Source organism: Methylacidiphilum infernorum V4 (assembly GCF_000019665.1).
GTDB lineage: Bacteria > Verrucomicrobiota > Verrucomicrobiia > Methylacidiphilales > Methylacidiphilaceae > Methylacidiphilum > Methylacidiphilum infernorum.
The window spans coordinates 764,149-785,591 of sequence record NC_010794.1; the positions used below are offsets into that span (position 1 = coordinate 764,149).

Sequence of the window (21,443 nt, forward strand, 5' to 3'; positions counted from 1 at the left end):
AAGTATGGAAGCCAAAAATTTGACAGCGCGCCAAGTACTCGGTTTTCAAAAAACGATTGGATTTGATGAAGTCCGTATTTCCATTGCTTCACCTGAAACGATAGAGTCATGGAGCAAAGGTGAAGTGCGTAATCCCGAAACGATTAACTATAGGACATTCAAACCCGAAAAAGGGGGGCTTTTTTGCGAGAGAATTTTTGGACCTACCAAGGATTGGGAATGTGCTTGTGGCAAGTACAAAAGGATCAAGTACAAGGGGGTAATTTGTGACCGGTGCGGGGTAGAAGTCACCTTGTCACGCGTCAGAAGAGAACGAATGGGGCATATAAAGCTTGCGGTTCCCGTTTCTCACATCTGGTTTTTGAAGTGCATGCCTAGCCGGCTTGGTTTGATCATGGATATGACCGCCAAGGACCTGGAGCGGGTCATTTATTACGAAGACTATCTGGTTGTTGATCCGGGTAAAACCCCTTTAAGATTCAAGCAGCTTCTTTCCGAACAGGAATACCGCGATGCTTTAGCCCAATATGGAGAGGAAGCATTTGTCGCGAAGATGGGAGCGGAAGCTGTAAGGGATATATTAAAACAGATCGATCTCCAAGCCCTGGCCAACGATCTGACGGCGGCGATGGAGGGAACGAGAAGCAAGCAGCTGAAGAAGAAGTTGGCCAAGAGGCTCAAGCTTGTCCAAGGCCTTATCAATTCGGAAACCAGGCCTGAATGGATGATTTTAGAAGTACTGCCCGTGATCCCTCCCGATTTAAGACCTCTTGTTCCCTTGGAAGGGGGAAGGTTTGCCACCTCCGATCTTAATGATCTTTATAGGAGGGTGATTAACCGGAATAATCGGCTGAAGAATCTCCTGCAACTGAAGACTCCCGATGTGATTATCCGAAATGAAAAGAGAATGCTCCAGGAAGCCGTTGACGCCCTTTTAGATAACGGCAGGCATGGGAGAGCGGTAACAGGGGCGGGGAACAGGCCTTTGAAATCCTTATCGGATATGCTCCAAGGGAAAACGGGAAGATTCCGCATGAATTTGTTGGGCAAGAGAGTGGATTACAGCGGCCGGTCGGTCATAGTCATAGGGCCGGAGCTCAAACTTCATCAATGTGGTCTTCCCAAAAAAATGGCCCTGGTGCTTTTTGAGCCCTTTATGATCAGGAGGTTAAGGGAATTGGGGCATGTCCACACGGTGAGAACGGCCAAAAAGATGATTGAAAAACAGGATCCCCTTGTATGGGACGTACTTGAACAGGTAACGGCCGGTCACCTTGTGCTTTTGAATAGGGCTCCTACTTTGCACAGGCTTTCTATCCAAGCTTTTGAACCCATTTTGATTGAAGGTGATGCCATTCGCATTCATCCCTTGGTTTGTACAGCGTATAATGCGGATTTTGATGGGGACCAGATGGCGGTGCATGTTCCTCTTTCTATTGAGGCGCAATTGGAAGCAAGGCTGCTCATGCTCGCTCCCCTGAACATCTTCTCTCCCTCCAGTGGAAAGCCTATTACCACTCCCACCCAGGACATTACCCTGGGTTGTTATTACTTGACCCAGCCTCCCCTCAAGATAAAAGTCCAAGAACAGAAGCGAAAACCGTTATTTTCGGACGCCCAGGAAGTCATCTTCGCCTACAATGATGGCCTTCTGCAGATGCATGATCTTATCCTTCTTAAGAATCCCGATTATGGTCGGAGCACTGTTTTTGGAGATAAAAACAAAAAGGTGATCGAAACCACCCCGGGGAGAGTCATTTTCAACCAGATATGGCCTCCGGAGCTTGGTTTTTATAACAAGCCGGCGGGTAAAAAGCAACTCGGAGAGATCATCCTTAAGTGTTATCAAACCGTTGGCCGGGAGAAAACTGTCCAATGCCTGGATAACCTTAAAGAGTTAGGCTTTGCAGAGGCTACAAAAGCGGGGATTTCCATCGGCATCGATGATATGATCGTTCCTGCGGAGAAAACCAGGATTATCAGCAAAGCCTACGAGATGGTTAACGTGGTTGAACGTCAATACCGGTCTGGAGCGATCACCGACGGAGAAAGATACAACAAGATAGTGGATATTTGGACCCAGGCTACAGAAGAGATCTCGGGTGTAATTTACAAGTCATTGGAGAACAACTTGGGCAGGCCTGAATATAACCCCCTCTTTCTGATGGTCGATTCCGGGGCTCGGGGTAACCGCCAGCAGGTTCGCCAACTGGCGGGAATTCGAGGCCTGATGGCGAAGCCTTCCGGGGAGATTATTGAAAGGCCGATAATTTCCAACTTTAGAGAAGGCCTTTCGGTGTTGGAGTACTTTATTAGCACTCATGGGGCGAGGAAAGGACTAGCCGATACGGCTTTGAAAACGGCTGATGCGGGCTATTTGACGAGAAAACTTCATGATGTCGCCCAGGACGTGGTCATAACGATGCAAGACTGCGGAACGAACAAGGGGATCATCGTTCAAGCTATTTATGAGGGGGATGAGGAGATTGTTAAACTATCCGAGAGGATTTACGGCCGGGTATGTTGCGATGAAATTATCGATCCCATGACCGGAAGAATAGTGGTGAGGCCGGGTGAGCTCATCGACGAAAAGAAAGCCAAAGAAATAGAAGAAGCGGGAGCCGAAAAGGTAAAAATCCGTTCCGTCCTCACCTGCGAGAGCAAGTGGGGCGTATGTGCCAGCTGTTATGGCCTGAATTTGGCTACCAACAGGATGGCCAGGTTAGGAGAATCGGTGGGGGTAATTGCGGCTCAATCTATTGGAGAACCCGGTACCCAATTGACCATGCGGACATTCCATATTGGAGGCACCGCTTCCCAGGTTTTCAAACAACCCCAGATAAGGGCGCGTAACGATGGGATTGTTCAATATATCGACCTGAGAACGGTGAAAACCGTGGATAACCATTTCATTGTCTTAAGCAAGAGCGGATACCTGGCCGTTTTGGATCCATCCGGAAGGGAACTGGAAAGGCATACGGTCATAGTCGGTTCGATCATCTTGATTCCGGATGGGGAAATGGTCAAAAAAGGCCAGGTTTTCGTCCAGTGGGATCCTTACAACGTGCCTATTTTAACCGAAAAAGGAGGCATAGTTGAATTTCGGGATATTATCGAAGGGGTTACGGTTAAGAAAGAACTCGATGAAACGACAAAACAAATCAGCACGATTGTCATAGAGCATAAACATGACCTTCATCCTCAAATATTAATCCTTGACGAAAACACTCGGGAGGTGATCGCTTTTTACGGGATTCCGGCAGGAGCGAGAATCGAGGTTAAGCCAGGGGACAAGGTTGTTGCCGGTCAAAGAATCGCCCGAACACCAAGAAAAATGGTTCAAACCAAGGATATTACCGGGGGCTTGCCTCGAGTAGCAGAACTCTTTGAGGCGAGAAAACCCAAAGATTCGGCCGAAATTGCAAAGATCGACGGCATAGTGGAAGATGGAGGGATTATTCGGGGTAAAAGAAGGATCCTGATTAGGGATCCGCAGACGGGAAGCGAAGAAGAACATCTTATTCCTCTTTCAAAGCATCTCATCGTGTACAAGGGGGATGTGGTTAAAAAAGGACAGCAATTGACCGAAGGGCCTATAGTCCCCCAAGAAATTCTCGACGTTTGTGGGATCCAGGAATTGCAAGAGTACCTCCTTAACGAGGTTCAAGAGGTGTACCGATTGCAAGGGGTGGAAATTAACGATAAGCATATCGAAATCATCATTAAACAGATGCTTAAAAAGGTAAAAATCCTGGATGCGGGAGATACTTCTTTCTTGTGGGAAGAACAGGTTGATCGGCTGAAGTTTGAAGAAGAAAATAGGATCATCGAAGCAAAAGGAGGCAAACCGGCGGTAGGCATACCCGTCCTCTTGGGTATTACCAAGGCTTCCCTGGATACAGACAGCTTTATAGCCGCTGCGAGTTTCCAGGATACAACGAGGGTTTTAACCGAAGCCGCTACCTTGGGGAAGGTCGATCCTCTAAAAGGTTTTAAAGAAAACATTATTATGGGTAATTTGATCCCTTCGGGGACGGGATTTAGAACTTACAGAAATATCCGACTCGTGGAAGTGGCTCCCCCCGAGTTTAAAGAAGAGAAAAAAGAGCAAAAGATCTACGGTAATGGAGAAGAGCCCGCAAAGGAACAAAAATGGATTCCCCAGGCAGGAACCTAGTTTCCTAGTTTTTAACTCATTTGAGGCTTCCAGTTCCCTTCCGTTGGGGAGGGGATAAGAGAGCGTCTGCAACAAGGGTGCTTGCGGAGAGTTGGTCCTGGCTTGGATTAGAATGGATGGCCTAGGGAAAGTTCCGCGGCCTTAACGGTATTGGCTAAGAGCATGGCTATCGTCATGGGACCCACTCCTCCAGGATTGGGAGTGATCCAAGAAGCTATTTTTTTGATCTCGGCAAAGTCAACGTCTCCGGCGATCTTAAATCCTTGTGGGGAAGAAGGATCGGCAATGCGGCTAACCCCCACATCTACTACCACAGCCTTCGGCTTGACGAAGTCCTTGGTCACAAAATGAGCTTTACCAAGAGCAGCAACGAGAATATCGGCTTTCTGGCAGTGTTCTTTAATGTTTTGGCTTAAAGAATGAACGACGGTGACGGTGGCGTTGGCGTACTTGGATTTTTGAAGGAACAAGGCGGCCAAGGGTTTACCCACGATATTGCTTCTGCCGAGGATGACGACCTCTTTGCCTTCGGTTTCAATTTGATACCGCTTTAAAAGTTCTTGTATGCCTAAAGGAGTGCAGGGATAAAAGCAATCTTTTTCCCCCAAGAGCATTTTCCCTAAATTTAAAGGATGAAACCCGTCGATATCTTTTCGGGGATCAATGGCAAGGGCTATTTTCTTTTCGGAAAGATGCTTGGGAAGAGGAAGCTGAACGAGAATTCCATGAATGGAGGGGTCCTGGTTCAATCTATCCAGGCTCTCCAACACTTCCTGCTGGGTAACATCTTCAGGAAGGGCAATGACTTCGGATTGAATCCCCACTTCTTGGGCTTTTTTCTGTTTCATCCTCACGTAAAGTTCGGAAGGAGGATGATTGCCTACACGAATAAAAACAACGCAAGGCAAGATTCCTTTGCGGCGTAATCTCTGAACGGCTTCCCTTGTTTCCTTGTGAATCTCTTCTGCAACAAGTCTGCCGTCTAACAACTGGGCTTCTTCCATTGAACCGGCGTCCTAAGCTTAAGAGGGGTTTTTATAGATTTGCACTAGGTTAGAGTATCCTTCCTTGAAGGTAGGAAAATCAAGCCTAAAACCCATGGATTTCGCTTTTTTGTTGGAAATCCTCTTGTTGGAATAGCCTCTTTTGGGATGGGGAGGTTTTTGCCCAAGGGGAGGAAAGGGAACATTGAGGTTTTGACACAGCCAAGAGTAAAAGTCTTCTTCAAGGGTGGGCAGATCATCGGAGATGTTGAACAAGCCCGGGACAGTTAAGAAATGTTCTATAGCCCGGGCAAGATCAAACCCGTGAACCTGGTTTATCCATTTTTTCCTCGGGTCTATCCGTACCCTCCTTTCAACTAATCCGGTGATGCGGTAGGCTCTTTGTGGACCATAAATGCCTGAAGCCCTTAATACCGTGCCACCTCGCTCAAGGACCTTTTGTTCAGCTTGTTTTAAAATTACTCCAGAAGGCGTTGTTGGAATCGCGGGGGAATCTTCGTTAACCCATTCTCCTTCAACTTGACTGTAGACAGAGGTGGAAGAAACAAGAAGCAAAGGAATCCCTTTTGCGGACTCTAGCACTTGATCCAGTCCTATAGAAAAGATTTTTCCGAAGAGTCCAGCTTCCGACCGGTTAGAAGAAGCAGAAAAGACAAGGGCTGAAGCAGGAGGGAGAACCCGGGGGAACCGGTTATCGGTGATATCGGCCGCGATGGCTGGAATACCCTGCTTTTCAAGATTGATACGGCTTTCCTCGGTTTTGACTATGCCCATGACCGCCTTTTGTTGGCTTTTTAGCCTTAGAGCCAAAATCCTTCCGATATAACCACAACCGATGATGACTACGGGGAGATCCATCGCTGCTTTAAGTTGAATATAATCTCATAGGAAGGAAGAAAAAAGAGGATAGATCGCTTATTTATTCTTGTCGGTTTTCGGTTTTCTCGCTTAATTTGAAAGATTGTAATATGCGAGCGGAACGGTGGGTCGTAAAATTGGGAACGGGAGTTTTAAGCACGGCCGGAGGCTCTCTTGACCTGCATCAAGTGGAAAACTTGACCAGGCAGCTTATCGAATTAAAAAAGAAAGATATCGAGGTTATCGTCGTTAGCTCTGGAGCCATAGGTTGTGGAATGGAAATATTAGGCTATTCTAAAAGACCGGATACCATTGAGGAGCTTCAAGCCTGCTCGACGTTGGGCCAGCCTTTTCTCATGCATTATTACAAAAAGTTTTTCTCTTCTTATGGGTTTCACGTAGCCCAGATCCTTGTGACCTATTTTGACCTGGATAGCCTTTCTTTACGATCGAACATCAGGAAGCTGTTAGAATACTTGTTGCTTAAAAAGACGGTTATACCCATAATTAATGAAAACGATTGTGTGTCTTACGAAGAAATACGATTTGGAGACAATGACCGGCTGTCTTCCCACATCGCCGTGTTAACTAAGGCCGATAGGTTGGTGATCCTCTCGAATGTCTCCGGGCTCATGGACTATAGCAATGGAGAGAAGAAACCCATTCCTTTTGTCGATGAGATCGATAGTCGAATAGAAAAATTGGCGGAAGGGACCCGGAGTGAAAGGTCGGTAGGAGGGATGATTACGAAGATTGAAGCGGCTAAAATAGCGGTTTTGGCAGGAATCCAGATGCAAATTGCCGATGGAAGAGAAAAAGACGTTTTGATTCGAATTCATGAGGGAGAAACTTTAGGAACTCTTTTCAGGGTAAAAAACGATGCAAGAACTTTCGGAGCAGATTCACAGCCTTTGCCAAAAAGCCAAAGAGGCTAGCCGCAAGTTGGCGGAAGTCCCTTCCAAGACTTTTGATCAAGCTTTAATGGCTATTGGAGAAGAATTGCTGCTGCAAAAAAAGCAGGTATTGGCGGCCAACGAGCAGGATGTAGATCGTGCCAAAAACGCCGGTCTTTCGGAGGCCATGATTGACAGGCTTTATCTAGGTGAAAAAAGATTTGGAGCCCTCTTAAAGGCCTTGGAAGAAATCGTTTATTTGCCGAGCCCGCTCGGTGAGGTCATCGAGCAGTGGAAAAGGCCTAATGGGCTGTTAATTAAAAAAATCAGGGTTCCCATCGGCCTTATCGGGATTATCTATGAATCCAGGCCGAATGTTACGGTGGATTCTTCCGCATTGTGTCTCAAGTCGGGCAATGCGGTTATCCTGAGAGGAGGCAAGGAAGCCTTTAATACTAACCGTGTACTTGTCGATTCCATACGCGAGGGGCTAAAAAAAGCCAAGGTTGTGGAGGATGCGGTAGTCTTGATTCCCACCACGGACCGGCAAACCATTCCCATCCTTTGCAGCCAGAAAGGATTAATCGATCTGCTTATTCCGAGGGGAGGCAAAGGGTTGATAGAAACGGTTGTCGATCATGCCAAGGTCCCTGTAATCAAGCATTATCAAGGTATTTGTCACGTTTATGTCCACTCCAAGGCTTCTTTTGAAAAGGCCTTGCGCATCGTATTGAATGCCAAGTGTCAAAGGCCTGCTGTCTGTAACGCGATGGAAACGCTCTTAATCGACGAGGAAATTGCTCCGGATTTCCTGCCCCTGGTCGTGGAGGAACTTCAAAAAAAAGGAGTGGAAGTCAGGGGAGACGCCCGCTGCCTCAATATTGTAGGAAACCGGATTACTCCCGCCGTTGAAGAGGATTGGGCGACCGAGTATCTCGATCTTATTTTATCGGTAAAAATCGTAAAAAACTTGGACGAGGCCATCGACCATATTCATAAATATGGATCCAATCACTCCGATGCGATCGTTACCGAAGAGAGCGGTGCCGCGGAAGCTTTTTTGCATAGGGTAGATTCTGCAGCTGTCTATTGGAACGCTTCAACGCGCTTTACCGATGGCTTTGAATTTGGGTTTGGAGCGGAAATCGGAATCAGCACCGATAAGATCCACTCCCGTGGTCCCATGGGATTAAAAGAACTGACCACCTACAAGTACATTGTTTACGGAAACGGCCAGGTGCGAAGCTAAGTGTTTCTTTTCCGCAAAATGGAAGGGAAATCTTTTTTGCTGGTCCAAAAAAAGAAAGAATTTTTTAAAAGAGGTTGAACTTGAAGAACTTTATCCCTGTTTTTCCTTGCCGTTTTTCTTTTGGTTTTTGTCCTCTGTCCTTTCTTTTTCTCTAGATTCTTCTTCCTCCGACTCTTTCGTCATTGCCTCTTCTTCTTGTTCTTCGCTTTCTTCTTCCTCTTCCCACTCTTCAAAAACCATTTCTTCAGAATAAATTTCTTCTTCCTCCTCCTCTCCTTCTTTTGCAGTTTCCTCTTCTCCTTCTTCTTCCTCTTCGGCTTCCTCTTCTTCGTCCAGCATTTCTAAGACCTCATACTTCAATACGCTGGTCATCATGTCATCGAAATCTTTGAATTCAACCACCTCTTGGAGATCTTCTTCATCTAAAGCCAGGTATTTTTGCGTCGGGAAGTGATAAGCATACCAGAAAAGATTGGAATATCCCAAAATAAGATAATCTTTGTTCTGGTCGAAGGTGCCTATGGATAGGTTTTCAGAGATCAACCCGGGTATGACCTGAAATTCTTCTTTTTCATGATCCGTGGAAAAAAAAACAACACCGTTATGGGCAAGCCCATCGGCCACTTTCAAAAACTCGAGATAGTCATCGGGGATTTCAATGCCGTATTGCTCTTTTACTTGGTCTCTGTAGGCTAAAATTTTTTCTGTGGGCCTCCCTCGAAAGGGTTCAAAGCCGGCGTCCATTTCTTCTTGATTGACCATTTCCAAATATTCAAGGTATTTCATAAAAACCTTTGCTTAGCGATAAAATATGGCTTCTTTTCTTTGCTTATTTTTTTTCGGGGCTACGGGAAAGCTATTACAACCCTCCTTTTGTATTCTATTTGCTCTATCCACGATTGGCAATATAAATTTTGGGTTGTGATTGAGGGGCAGGGGTTGACCGTTAACGACGGCTCCCGGGGGCAACCATTCCTTGGCCAAGGGTCCGGCCTCTTGCGCAGCGGTGTTTCGGGCTTGAACGGCTTCGTTCTCTTCCTTGTTTTCCTTGGAATATATTCTTTGGTAAAGCTTGATGGCTTCCCGGTATCGGGCGGGAACCCGGTAGGGTTGATTTCCAAGGAGCCGGCTAAAGGCGATGATCTTGTTTTCCCAGGAGTGAGGCAGGGTCGCCTGCGGATCCAGTTTTTTGAGTTCCTCGCGGAGCTGTTCTATGGAATGGATCGGTTTTTGAACGGGAGGATAAACGGGAAACAAAGGTCTAGGGGCATAATAAGGTTGGACGACCCCGGGATTACCGTTGATTTGGGGATGAAGGAAGAGAGCATGCCAGAAATGGTGGGGATTAAATTGGTTATTGTGGGTTCTAAAAGATTGAACTAAAACGAGGTTTTCAGGATCGTTCGGCGAACGGTGATGCTTTGCTTTTACGCTTTTTTGAATGATATGGTGACAGTTATAACAGTCCCGGCTGTTTTTTTGAGACTGTCCTGGCGGTTTCAGTCTCCTGACGTTGTAAAAGGCTATAGCGTTGCGCCGAATCCCATCATCATCGACAATTGTTCCTAAATTCAGCTTGGGCACTTTGCCCTTTCTCATCATCTCTACGCCTTCTTTGCCTACGGCAAGAAGGCTAAGCGACTTGCCCACGGGGTGGTTGGCAAGGGCGGCAAGAAACTCGGGTCTTTTCTTCTCGTATTCCTTGAGTATCTTCTTGTACTCTTTGCCTTTTCTATCCAGGGGACTCACCATTGATCTTTCCAGGACAATTCCTGGAACTTCAGGATTTCCTTGAAGAATCGATTGGGGAGTGGAAAGCTTGTCCAGCTTTCTAATCATCTGGTCGACCTTGAAAAGCATCTCTTGAGAGGGGATAATATAGCCATGGGAGTTTCTGAGTAAGCTTCCTTTTTTTTTCTTGCTCATCGAAAAAAAAGGTGGGCCGACCGAAGAGAAAGAAACTCTAAAAAACTAATGGGATCGCTTTAGGCTAAAGGACCTCAGGGATCCAAGAGAAAAACGCGAGCAGGAATCCCTACTGGGTTTTCCAACCCAAGGCAACAAGAGCGATAAGAAAGAAGCCGAGCCCGACTCGGTACCAAACAAAGGGAATAAAGGTATGGGTTTGGATGTAGGAAAGAAGCCATTTTACCGAGATAAAGGCCACGACCGCCGACACGCAAAAACCGGTAGCCAACGTTAATGGGGAATCGAGAGAAGGGTTTTTTAAAAAATGAGTTTCTTCGATCCATGCAAAAAGACTGGCTGCAAACATGGTCGGTATGCCCAAAAGAAAGGCAAATTCCGTAGCCGCCGGCCGAGAAACGCCAAGAAGGACGGCCATCAATATGGTTGCCGCTGATCTTGAAAATCCGGGTAGAACCCCCGCTACCACTTGACTTGCTCCTACGGCGATCGCCGTTGGCCAACTGATTTCTTCCACAAAGGATTGTCTCTGGCTGGAAACTTTTTCAGTAAAGTAAATCCAAAAAGCACCGCCGAATATAGCTATGATAACCGGTCCAAGGTCCTTGGGAAGCTCCCAACCCATTTTTTTCACCCATAATCCGAGAATGGACGTGATGATAAAGGCCACGGAAAGTTTCAGAAAGTAGGGGAGTTTTTCCCTATCCTTCCACAAGAAAAGAAAGCTCGATAGACGTTCTTTATAGATCAAGCATACCGCAAGCACCGCTCCGAGTTGAATAAAGATGTTGAAGGTTTCAGACCTTTCCCCAAGCCAGTGTTCTGCAACGAGCAGATGACCGGTGCTCGATATGGGAAGAAATTCGCTCAGCCCCTCTATAATCCCTAAAAGAATAGTTGGCCAGAGATCGTGCATAAATAGAATGGAGTCAAATAGAGCTTAAGCTTTCTTTAGGCGGATTAAAACTTTTCTTCTGCCGTATACCGGGGTTTTAGTTGAGCAAAACCATAATCGAAGAGAAGACGGGCATCATACCATTTATCCGGACTGTGTAACAGGGTAAGATAGAGGGTATGTCCGTTTCTTTCGCAGGCTGCAGCATAAGTATGCAAGGAAATCCTGGTCCATCCGGTTTTTGCCGGTCCCATTCCCATGTAGCGACCCAGCAACCGGTTATGGTTATACATCACTCGACTAATCCCCCCGTTTTGAAAGTGAATTTTGCGGGTTTGGCAAATCTGGTTAATGGCCGGAATTTTTATCGCCGCTTGGAAAATGCGCATAAGATCCCGTGCAGTCGTGTATTGGCCCGGCTCAAAAAGGCCATGGGGATTAACAAAATGCGTGTTTACGCAGCCTAGGGACTGCGCTTTTTGATTCATTTCTTCAACGAACTTCTCCACTGAACCGCTGCAAGCCCGAGCAAGGGCTAACGCCGCATCGTTGCAGGAGCCGATTAAAAGTTCTTCAACCAGCTGGTTGACCGAGATGACTTCTCCTGCAATGAGTGGAACATGAGAAGGTTGGACAAGGGTGTCTTCTTTTTTAATTCTTACATCCCCTTTAAAACCGGTTTTTTCATAGACGAGCAAAGCGGTCATCAGCTTGGTTGTGCTGGCAGGGGCAAAGGGAACGTCATCGTTTTTGGCAAAGAGAACCTTATGGGTGGTGGCGTCGTATAACAAGACCCCACTGGCTTGAACAAGTGCAGAAACTTGTTCGTAGCTCAGGTTGCGAGGATTGCTTTCATGGGAGAGGTGCCGATGGCTTCTGGCCAAAAGGCTTGCAGAAAGGCTAAAGAATAAGACCGCGGGAAGGCCAAGCGATAAAAGCGGAAAAGGGAAAGCCCCCTTTACTCTTTGCACGAGCGATTGAAAAGGAAAAGAAATGAAAGCCCTCATAATTTACATTTTTGAACAATTATATTTATCTTGTGGCTTTACTGTCCAGAACTATTTTGAGCCGACAAACGATTGATTTTTTTTTGTACATCCCGCATCCCTATTTTCCCCTTTAAAAAAGACCGGTCTTCAGGCGATCCCAACAAGAAGCTTTCAGTTCCAGTTTGATCGATAAAAAGGCAAAAAAAACAACTCCCCTCAACTGGATAACGCTGAGAGAATGTCCCCAGTTTTTCTTTCCTTGAATTCAATCCAAAAAGTTGCTCGGCCTTCAAGTGCAAAACTCCTTAGCTTTTAAAATAACGGCTATAAACTTCCTGGATTAAAAAGGAATGCCCACTATGCCTTATATCGGAGTCTTTTTTTATGCCGGTTTTCACGCCTTCGCTTGCGGCGTTTATGCTTATTCATTTTTGCCTTGCGGCGTTTTTTAAGTGATCCCATGTGCTATAAATTTTTAGTAAATGATTTTGTTTAAAGAATATTCGATGATCCCTTCGGCTCCCATTTCTTTTAATTGAGGGGCCAGATCCCTCACCTTGCTTTCATCAAGGATCGTTTCTACGGCTACCCATTGACCATCAGCCAATGGAGAGACAGTAGGATTTCGCAGCGAGGGTAAAATCTTTAAAATAGCGCTTAAATTTTCCTTGGGAACGTTCATCTTCAGCCCGACCTTGTTTCGGGCATTTAAAGCTGATTGCAAAAGAAGGGCCATGGAGGAAAGTTTTCTTCTTTTTTCCTGGTCAGCCCAAACCTTGTGTGAACAGATGAATTGGGGAAAGCTTTCCAGGATGGTGTCAACGATCCGCAAGTGGTTGGCTCTTAACGAAGAGCCTGTTTCGGTGATATCCACGATGGCATCGACCAGTTCGGGTACTTTGACTTCGGTAGCTCCCCAAGAAAATTCAACATGGGCTTCTACACCGATTTTGTTGAGATATTGCTTAACCAGGTTAACCGCTTCAGTCGCTATCCATTTGCCTTGCAAGTCGGAGGGCTTGCGCACGGGTGAATTTTCATGAACGGCCAACACCCACTTGACGGGAGAAGAGGTGGATTTGTTGTATTTTAATTCGCAAATAATATGCACATCGGCGTTGTTTTCCAAGATCCAATCTTTACCCGTAATCCCACAGTCCAAAAAACCTTGTTCCACGTACCGCGCTATTTCTTGGGGTCTCACAAGCCTGACCTCCAGTTCGTTGTCATCTATGGCTGGCCTGTAAGCACGGTTGCTGCGCGCAACGATATAACCGGCTTTTTCAAAAAGCTCCATCGTTGCTTCTTCTAAACTGCCTTTGGGCAGTCCAATCCTCAATTTCAAACCACTCATAAACCACTCATGGGAAAGACAAAAACTCTATTCAATCTTTAATTTTTGTAAAGATATTTTTGTTTAATTTTCTAGGCAACGCCAAAAACGGGGCAAAGGGGAGGCTTGGTAGGGTTAAATACCTGCATCAGCCGGTTTCTTCGGGTTCTTCTTCCCGGGCAAGATCTTCTACAAGCAGCTTGTACACCGTGGGCAGGTCGTCAGGATGAACGCGCGTATTCCCTATGATGGTAATGAAGTTGGTGTCATTGCGCCAGCGCGGGACAAGATGCCAATGCAGGTGGTTTTCTATTCCTGCGCCGGCTGCAGCTCCGATGTTTAATCCCACGTTAAATCCATGAGGAGAAAAGACTCTTTGGATGCTTTTGCATAATCTCTTAAGGGTATATAAGCATTCTAGGATTTCTGTTTCCGTCAATTCCGTGATGCTCTTGATGATTCTATAGGGGACAACCATGCAGTGGGCGGTGTTGTAAGGATAACGGTTCAGCAAAGAAAAAGTGACTTTTCCCCGGGTTAAAACAAAATTCTTTTCATCCTCCTGACTTTGAGCGATGATTTCAAAAAGATGATCTCTTTCCGTTTCTTTTCCAAAATAGGCTTTTCTCCAAGGCGCCCAAAGATATTCCATGGCATTTAGATTTTATTCATTAATCGATGAAAGGTAAAGAGAACAAAAAGAGCCGGGTTTTTATTTTTGGAGGAGAAGATTTTTACGAAGCGCAGAAAAAAGCATTAGCCTTTGTTGAAAAATGTAAGCAACAAAACCCGAGCATAGAAATAGTGAGCCTTGCGGATGAGCCGGAAACTGCCTCTAACTCCCTTGTCCTGCTTAGGCATTTGAAGGAAGAAATCTTAACCCCTCCCCTCTTTGAAGACTTGAAACTTCTCTTTTGGAAAAATGCGCGTTTTTTAGCTGTCGGCGGCTTAGCTGAGAAAACGATAGAACAAGAGGTTGGAGAAATTTTCAAAATCCTAAGGGAAAGCCCTCCCGACTATCTCATCGTTGTTATTCTTGCCGAATCCATAGACAAAAGAAAAAAACTTTTCCAAGAGCTCAAATCGAACTTTCAGCTGGAACTTACAGATAAGCTCGATCCTTCGGATTCCTCTTCGATCATGGAGGTGATGAATAAGTTGGAAGAAAAGGGGATTGAAGGGGATGTAAACTTAGCACTCCAGCTTTTGATCGAATCGGGGTCTCAGCGTTCCCTCCTGGACATGGAAATGGAAAAGCTCTCTATCTATCTTGGAGGAAAGGGAAAAATAGACGAAAAAGCTTTATCCGACCTGTTTTGTGGGAGGAGAGAGACGGTGATATGGAGATTTTGCGATCTTGTAATGGCGGCGAAATTTGACTTGGCTTTTGTAGAACTGCAATACTTGTTGCAGGAAGGCGGTTCGGAAATAGGCATTATCCTTGCATTAGCACAAAGAATTTTTTGGGCCTGCTTAGGCTTGCTTTTAATCGAAAAGGGCTTGCTCCAATTCCAAGCAAAAGGGAAATATTCGAAACTTCATATCACCGAAGAAGGTTATTTCTTTTACCCTAAAAAGAAGACCGGGGAGGAAGTCAACCAGTGGGTTTTTGGCCGCAACCTCGAACAGGCCCAGGGCTTGGGATTGGATTTTTGGTTGTGGGCTTTTCAGCAAACCTCTGAAACTTACAGGAAACTCATTTCGAGTAGTCTTTCTTTAGAACTTAAAGCCAAAGTATTAGAAAGGCTTATCATAAAAATGAAAAACCGCTTTGACGAATTTAAAACTTGTCCTTTGCCCGGGAATTGATCCTTTTTTTTAAGAGTGCTATAAAAAAGGGGAGGAAAAATCTTTTCTATCCGGTTCAAATTGGAAATAGTAGATTTTTTATAGAGGATTAGGCTAATGGCTGCGATTAAAGAGAAAACGCAATCCGTAGATCTTTCCCTCATTATTCCCTTTCATAACGAGGCTGAAAATATTCCCGCTTTGCTTGCCGAGCTTGACCACTGCCTGGATTCTTTGGGGCTGCAGGTTGAAATCATCATGGTCAATGACGGCAGTACCGATAGTTACCCACGGCCATCCTCGACTCCGAGATTTCCCATAATATGGCTGGATCTGACGCAGAGAAGCGGACAGAGTGCAGCCATGTATTTTGGAATTAGCCAAGCTTCAGGTCGCTATGTGGCTTTTATGGATGCGGATTTGCAGAATGATCCAAGAGATCTTAAAATACTGTACTCTCAATTAAAAGCCGAAGGGCTTGACCTGATTACCGGGTTGCGTAGGGATAGGAAAGACAGCTGGTTTAGAAAGATTTCTTCCAGGATTGCCAATACCATTCGTTCCTTGCTTTTGGCGGATAACACCAAGGACACGGGCTGTTCGTTGAAAATAATGACGGTGGAATTGGCCAGGAGACTTCCCGGCTGGAACGGAATGCACCGGTTTATCCCGGCCCTGGCCCTTGCCATGGGGTTTAAGGTGGGAGAATGCCCGGTCAATCACCGTCCTAGAAGAGCCGGGAAAAGCAAGGTTGTTTCATGGAGAAGGGCGATACAAGCCACCGTTGACCTGGTTGGCATGGTCTGGCTTAGTAAAAGACAATTTAAGGGTCGACTCCATGTTCCCTCTCCGAGCGATCTGAAAAAGAATATTAATTCTTAAAACTTGCAAAAGGAGCTTTTTCCTAGGGTAAAGGTTCTAAGATCTGGCGTAATACCTGGTAAGGCATCCTCGTGCAGTCGATCTCTTTCAGTCTTTCAGAGGGAAAAAGTTCTAACAGGGGTTTTGTTTCCTTTTCATAGACCTCGAAGCGCTTTTGGATGACTTCTTCGGTGTCATCCACGCGATGATCGGAAGAGGCCCTTCCCTTAAGCCGGGCTTCCAGGATAGAACGGTCAGGACAATGGAGATGATAAACATAAAGGACTTCAACCTGCTCCGAGAGGATGTGCCATTGGCTGACATTGCGGGGAAGCCCATCCAGGACCAGGTAATCGAGCTTGGGACGAAACCTTCCCTCGGTGATCACTTTCTCCATGTAAGAGCAAAAGAGCTGGATGGTGATTTCATCCGGCACGAGCAGTCCCTTGGAGGAATATTCCAGGAATGTTTTTCCTACCGGACTTTGAGCATTGACGGAACGGAAAAGTTCTCCAGAGGAAAAGTGGAAAAAACCGGGAATTGTTCCCAATATTTTACCTTGCGTTCCCTTCCCGGAACCGGGAGCGCCTATGAGCAAAAGAGAGTTGTATTTCACCTTGGCTTTCAATCCAGTTTATTAAAATGCAAATATATAAAAAGCAAGCAATATTCAATCAAGGTTGCCAATGGCATTTTAATTAATAAACTTAAAAGAAATAATTCATGACTTTTCTCTCTAATTTTTTTTAAATTACCAGAGCGGGATACAAACATATTTTTTTGACTATGAATTTAGACTTCTTTTTATATTATCGTTTACTTTTTTGGGCGGCAGCCGTGGAGGAGGGGACGGCAAAATCGATAACCGTCTTTGATCTTCTCAAATCCGGAGGATGGGTCATCATCCCCCTTTTTTTTATCTCTTTTCTCGTAGTCGCCTTGATATTCTATTATTTTATTTCCATCCGCATTTCTGCCGTGTGGACAAAGGATCTCGACAGGAGGGTGGAAAATGCCCTCCGGAAAGGGGACTTGTCCTTGGTTTCAGAAGCAATTAAAAATCGATCTGAAGGCTGTGCCCGCCTTTTAAAAGAAGTGATCGGTTTTTTATCGAAACACAAGGATGCCGACCTTCATTCGGTCATCTCGGTATCCGAGGCTTTTGGAAGTGGGTTTGCTTCACTGCTCAACCAGCGGATCCTTTACCTGCTCGATGCGGGTGTTATTGCCCCCATGTTGGGTCTTTTTGGCACGGTGGTGGGGATTTTAAGATCATTTGGTTCGATCGCCGCCGAACCCTCTCCCATGAGGACGCTGTTGCTTGCCGGTGGGGTTTCACAAGCCCTTGTCTCTACGGCTATCGGGCTTATTGTGGGCATTACGGCCATGTTCTTCTATTCTTTCTTTAGGGGCAGGGTCCAGTATCTCATTTCTGTTTTTGAAGAGCGGTCCGCCTTATGGGTACAAGAAATTTTTCTTTTGAATAAAAAATATTTAAGTAAGTCTTCCACCGAACTGAAAGCGGTTGCTTCTTCGCCTTTTGACGAGGGCGAGGACAACGAGGAACACAAAGAATAAAAGAAAGGTCCCTTATAGCCTATGAATTTTAGAAAAAGAGTAGCCACAGAACAAATAGGATTGCAACTGGCTCCTATGATAGATGTCATCCTGTTTTTGCTTTCCTTTTTCCTGTTGACCTGGAATTTGGCTAGATACGAAGCGGATCTCGAGGTGAAAATCCCAAAGGCCAAAAACGGAGAATTGCCCAAAAGACTTCCCGGAGAAGTCATCATCAACATAACCAAGGATGGCCAAGTCAATCTCAATCGGAGGGTGGTGTCTGCGCAGGAACTGGAAGAAATCATAAAAGGGGTGATTCAACAGTACCCGGACCAGGCGATCATTATCCGTGCCGATGAAGATACCTCTTACAAAGAAGTCATCAAGGTCTTGGATGTGTGTCGTGGAGTAAACGCTTGGAACATAGCCTTTGCCACGAACCGGCCGGATATGACCTCTTCCCGATAAAGGATAAGAATGAATACTGGTTTTAAAGTCTCGGTAACTTAAAGGAATGAAGCTTAGAAAGCTGTCCAGGAACAAAAAATTGGTTATGGGTTTGTTTTTTTCTTTCACGCTTTTTCAATACCTTGGCGTAGAAAGATTGACCTGGGCTCGTTCTGAAAAAGTCAATCCGTCGATTGAAATTGTTCCTACGGCCGACCTCGAGCTGGATAGAGCGATAGCCCTCTACAGGCAGGGCAGGTATGAAGAAGCCATTCGGGTCTTTTACCGGATATTACCCCAGCTATCCCCGGGTAAAAAAACCGAAGCTCTTTTTTCAATGGCCGATTGTTATCGGCTGATAGGGAAAAAAGCTGAAGCGATCCGAATCTATCAGCTGCTGATTCAAAATGATCCCTCCAGTGCTTTCGTTCCCACAGCCTACTTTTGGGAGGGCAAGCTGTTGTCTGAACAGGGCGATTTTGCCAAAGCGGCACCAGCCCTCAAGATAGCCGTGGAAAAAGGAGATCCCCAAACCTCCCAGGCTGCAAGTTTTTTTCTCGCCTTGTGCCAGCTTCAGACGAAGGAAGAAGAAAAAGGGGTTTACAGGTTGCGGGAGCTGGTTGACAAGGCTCCGGATCTTAGAGTTGAGGCTGCCGGGGTACTTGCAACCTATTATGAATCGATTTTGGACTGGGCGCATGCTCTCGAATATTGGTCGGTGGTAGTCCGTGAGACGAAGGATCCCCTGGCGAAGTCCAAGGCTTTGGCGCGCTGCGGTTGGGCAGCTTGGAAATCGGGTCAGCCGAAAGAGGCCGAACGCTTTTTCACCCAGGCTTCCGGAGGCCCCCCCTACACGGAAGGGAACAGGCTTGCCAACAGTGGACTTTTCCAATTTTACTTGTCTCAAAAAAGATACAAGGAGGCTATCCAATTTTATGAAAAACATAGCAATGGATTTATCGAAACTGAAAAGGAAAAACTCCTGCTTGACCTGGTCAATGCCTATTTGGAAATTAAAGATTATGCCAAGGCTCTAACCCTCCTTGATTCTTTTATAGCCGAATATCCTCGATCCGCCCTTGTTGACCTGGCTGCTTACGAAAGGGTATTGGCCCATTATTATCTAGATAGGAGTTCCTTGGAAACCAATATTGAGCAGTTTTCCTTGCAATATCCTTCTTCTCCCTATCTCTATGCACTTCTTTATCTGAAAGCCGAAGATTACAATAGGACAGGGAGATTTTCACTCGCTCTTCCCCTTTGGGAAAAATTGGATTCCGTGCATTCTTCATTTGTTTCCCCGGAAGCGATTCTTATGGGCAAAGCCAATTCTAATTATGGGCTTGAAAAGTGGGCCGAGGCAGCTTCTCTCTACAAAAGTTTTTTAACTGGCTACCCGCATTCCAAGGAAGTGATCCCGGTAAAGATGCACCTTGCCAGTTGTCTTGAAAAAATGGAGGAAAAGAAAGAAGCCTTGAAATTGTGGAAAGAAGTTCTGCAGGCCCTAAACAAAACAGATCCTGAAAGAGAAACCTGTCTTGAACACGTGGGGGTTTTGGCCTTCGATCTCAAGGAAGAAAGCCTTGCGGCCGAGACCATGCTGAAGGTGCTGAACGAATACCCCCATTCTCCTTATCGAGGCATAGCGGCATGGATAGTCGGGCAGCACAAATATGAAGAAAAACAGTATGAGGCTGCCAAGGAATACTTTTCCCTGGCCCGGGAGGCTGAGCCCGAAAAACTCTATTTAGCGGCTACCTTGATGCTTGCCTGGATAGCCTATCATCAAGGAGACGTTGAAAAGCTCTGTAGTTATGTCCAGTCTTACGAGGATAATTATAAGAGTGGGGCAGAAACAATTCCCACCGAGCTTTACTACTGGATAGCTTCTCAACTTCTCAAAAAGGAAAAACGGGAGCAGGCTGCACTTTATTTTAAAAAAGTCGTTCAATCGGCTAATCCCAAGGATAAATATTACAGTTCAAGTTTATGGTTGTTGGCCGAAACGGAACGGAAGCTGATGAACTGGAAAGAAGCCAATACTTATTACCTGGAATTTCAGAAATCCGATCCGAATTCGGCGAGCAACTCCCCGGTTCTCTTGGGATTGGCCGAAACCCAGATTGCCCTGGGACAGTTTGCCGAAGCCCAGAAGAACTTGGAGGAAGTCATGCTTAAGGAACCGGAGGGAGAAAATAACGCTAAAGCACGGATGTTGATCGGGGACAGTTATCTTGCTCAAAAAAACTATAGAGAAGCGGCTAAAGCTTACACCACTTTAAGCCTTATTTATCAAGATGATCACATTACCCCAAGGGCGATGCAAAAAGCCGCCTTATCTTTTTCCAAGGCGGGAGATAACGACCAAGCCGCTTTTTGGGAAAAGAAACTGAAAGAGAAATATCCTACCTTTAAACCGGATGCTTGATGAAAACCGAGCCGTTCTCTCCCCTTTCCGTCATTTTAGACAGGAAAACACTCAGCCTGGCGGTTATTCTTTCGCTCCTCCTTCATTTAGCTTTTATAGTCACCGTCGGACCTCTCCGGATAAAAAACCTCGCGTTGGCTTCCACGGCCAAGAAATTTGACAGGAGGCTGGATCTAAAGAGAGCCGAACTTCCCGCTTCCATTTTTCAAGCTCGAGCTGATACCCAAAGCCCCTCCGTGACTCCCATTCCGGCTCTTGAAGCTCCAAAACAGATCAAAGCCATCAATCCCTTGGTCCAGGATGTTACACAAGCCAATCCCGTGAGGATACCCATGCCTTCCGTTGTCCCGGGAGGAGCTCCAGAGGTGGCCGTATTATCACCCACTCCTCCCACCGAGGTCAGTCCTTATCAAGAAGATCCCAAGTCCCATTTCCAAACCTTGATTTCTCATTTATTGACCGGTCAAACTTCTCCCGGTGTTCCGAATACAAGCAACATCCTGCCTGCCGGACTGGGGCATGACCCGATCCCTGGGGCGAGTGCACCGGGTCAAGCCGGAACCCATCCTACGGGGACCAGCGGAGGGGAAGGTATACCTGGAGTGGATGATATTCAAACCCAATTTAAAGCGGCGGCCAATTTCGATCCTCGCGTTCCCCAACCCGTTGTTTTACGCCTGCCCAGCGATATTCTTTTTGATTTTGATTCTGCAACCATAAAACCGAATGCCGAACCCCTCCTTTTCCAGGTGTTAGAAATCCTGAAAAAATACAACAGGGCTGATGTTGAGATTGGGGGACACACGGATACTTTTGGCGATGAGATGTATAACTTGCAACTCAGTGAACAAAGGGCCTTTGCGGTTCAGCAATGGCTAGAAGCCCATCTTCCTCAAGGCATGTATAACTTTCATGCTACCGGGTACGGCAAGAGCCATCCCATAGTCAATCCACGAGGTTCCATAGAAGAACAGGCGAGGAATCGTAGGGTAGAAATAGTGATTCGGGCCCTGGTAGAAGAATAGACCCCCTTTT

General features: G+C 46.0%; 18 protein-coding genes. 9 read left to right on the plus strand and 9 right to left on the minus strand.

Going from position 1 to position 21,443, the window contains the following annotated elements; genetic code table 11:
- Positions 1-4 precede the first annotated feature (4 nt).
- On the plus strand, positions 5-4,177 hold the full coding sequence (rpoC, locus tag MINF_RS03600) for a DNA-directed RNA polymerase subunit beta' (protein ID WP_012463142.1): 4,173 nt from the start codon (positions 5-7) through the stop codon (positions 4,175-4,177).
- A gap of 107 nt (positions 4,178-4,284) precedes the next feature.
- Here the strand turns inward: rpoC and MINF_RS03605 are convergent, their stop codons facing one another.
- Together MINF_RS03605 and MINF_RS03610 are read right to left on the minus strand one after the other, a co-directional pair.
- Positions 4,285-5,181, minus strand: a complete 897-nt coding sequence (locus MINF_RS03605) for a bifunctional 5,10-methylenetetrahydrofolate dehydrogenase/5,10-methenyltetrahydrofolate cyclohydrolase (RefSeq protein WP_012463143.1) — start codon at positions 5,179-5,181, stop codon at positions 4,285-4,287.
- A gap of 18 nt (positions 5,182-5,199) precedes the next feature.
- Positions 5,200-6,039: an NAD-binding protein gene (locus tag MINF_RS03610; protein ID WP_012463144.1), complete on the minus strand. Its 840-nt coding sequence runs from the start codon at positions 6,037-6,039 to the stop codon at positions 5,200-5,202.
- Between the two features lie 110 nt (positions 6,040-6,149).
- On the opposite strand from MINF_RS03610, the gene proB reads away from it, so the two are divergent.
- Positions 6,150-6,974, plus strand: a complete 825-nt coding sequence (gene proB / locus MINF_RS03615) for a glutamate 5-kinase (RefSeq protein WP_048810114.1) — start codon at positions 6,150-6,152, stop codon at positions 6,972-6,974.
- On the plus strand, positions 6,919-8,181 hold the full coding sequence (locus MINF_RS03620) for a glutamate-5-semialdehyde dehydrogenase (RefSeq protein WP_012463146.1): 1,263 nt from the start codon (positions 6,919-6,921) through the stop codon (positions 8,179-8,181). The genes proB and MINF_RS03620 overlap by 56 nt, the downstream gene beginning before the upstream one ends.
- A 90-nt stretch (positions 8,182-8,271) precedes the next feature.
- On the opposite strand, the gene MINF_RS11385 is transcribed toward MINF_RS03620, so the two are convergent.
- From MINF_RS11385 to MINF_RS03655, 6 genes are all read right to left on the minus strand, one after another.
- On the minus strand, positions 8,272-8,967 hold the full coding sequence (locus MINF_RS11385; protein WP_012463147.1) for an SMI1/KNR4 family protein: 696 nt from the start codon (positions 8,965-8,967) through the stop codon (positions 8,272-8,274).
- A 12-nt stretch (positions 8,968-8,979) separates the two neighbouring features.
- Positions 8,980-10,107, minus strand: a complete 1,128-nt coding sequence (locus tag MINF_RS03630) for a hypothetical protein (protein ID WP_012463148.1) — start codon at positions 10,105-10,107, stop codon at positions 8,980-8,982.
- Between the two features lie 109 nt (positions 10,108-10,216).
- The gene (locus MINF_RS03635; RefSeq protein ID WP_012463149.1) at positions 10,217-11,023 is read right to left on the minus strand and encodes an undecaprenyl-diphosphate phosphatase; all 807 of its coding nucleotides are present in this window, start codon (positions 11,021-11,023) and stop codon (positions 10,217-10,219) included.
- Positions 11,024-11,067: 44 nt separating this feature from the next.
- Entirely contained in the window at positions 11,068-12,009 is a 942-nt protein-coding gene (locus MINF_RS03640) for a D-alanyl-D-alanine carboxypeptidase family protein (protein ID WP_238523540.1), read from the minus strand.
- Positions 12,010-12,466: 457 nt separating this feature from the next.
- Positions 12,467-13,345: an ATP phosphoribosyltransferase gene (gene hisG, locus MINF_RS03650; protein ID WP_012463155.1), complete on the minus strand. Its 879-nt coding sequence runs from the start codon at positions 13,343-13,345 to the stop codon at positions 12,467-12,469.
- A 127-nt stretch (positions 13,346-13,472) separates the two neighbouring features.
- Complete coding sequence (locus MINF_RS03655) at positions 13,473-13,976, minus strand: HIT family protein (protein WP_012463156.1); 504 nt, start codon at positions 13,974-13,976, stop codon at positions 13,473-13,475.
- A gap of 26 nt (positions 13,977-14,002) precedes the next feature.
- Between MINF_RS03655 and holA the strand changes: the two genes are divergently transcribed.
- Positions 14,003-15,133 (plus strand): DNA polymerase III subunit delta, encoded by a 1,131-nt coding sequence (gene holA, locus MINF_RS03660; protein WP_012463157.1) that lies wholly within the window; start codon positions 14,003-14,005, stop codon positions 15,131-15,133.
- A gap of 96 nt (positions 15,134-15,229) precedes the next feature.
- Entirely contained in the window at positions 15,230-15,994 is a 765-nt protein-coding gene (locus tag MINF_RS03665; protein ID WP_012463158.1) for a glycosyltransferase family 2 protein, read from the plus strand.
- Positions 15,995-16,016: 22 nt separating this feature from the next.
- Here MINF_RS03665 and MINF_RS03670 read toward each other — a convergent pair whose 3' ends face one another.
- Positions 16,017-16,601, minus strand: a complete 585-nt coding sequence (locus tag MINF_RS03670) for an adenylate kinase family protein (RefSeq protein ID WP_012463159.1) — start codon at positions 16,599-16,601, stop codon at positions 16,017-16,019.
- Positions 16,602-16,759: 158 nt separating this feature from the next.
- Between MINF_RS03670 and MINF_RS03675 the strand changes: the two genes are divergently transcribed.
- The 4 genes from MINF_RS03675 to MINF_RS03690 are packed head-to-tail and all read left to right on the plus strand — an operon-like array spanning position 16,760 to position 21,433.
- Positions 16,760-17,551 (plus strand): MotA/TolQ/ExbB proton channel family protein, encoded by a 792-nt coding sequence (locus MINF_RS03675; protein WP_048810116.1) that lies wholly within the window; start codon positions 16,760-16,762, stop codon positions 17,549-17,551.
- A 21-nt stretch (positions 17,552-17,572) separates the two neighbouring features.
- Positions 17,573-18,001 carry an ExbD/TolR family protein gene (locus tag MINF_RS03680; RefSeq protein WP_012463161.1) on the plus strand — a complete coding sequence of 143 codons (429 nt, stop codon included), beginning with the start codon at positions 17,573-17,575 and terminating at the stop codon, positions 17,999-18,001.
- A 46-nt stretch (positions 18,002-18,047) separates the two neighbouring features.
- Complete coding sequence (locus tag MINF_RS03685) at positions 18,048-20,408, plus strand: tetratricopeptide repeat protein (RefSeq protein WP_048810117.1); 2,361 nt, start codon at positions 18,048-18,050, stop codon at positions 20,406-20,408.
- Positions 20,408-21,433: an OmpA family protein gene (locus MINF_RS03690; RefSeq protein ID WP_148205120.1), complete on the plus strand. Its 1,026-nt coding sequence runs from the start codon at positions 20,408-20,410 to the stop codon at positions 21,431-21,433. The genes MINF_RS03685 and MINF_RS03690 overlap by 1 nt, the downstream gene beginning before the upstream one ends.
- The last annotated feature ends 10 nt before the right edge of the window (positions 21,434-21,443 follow it).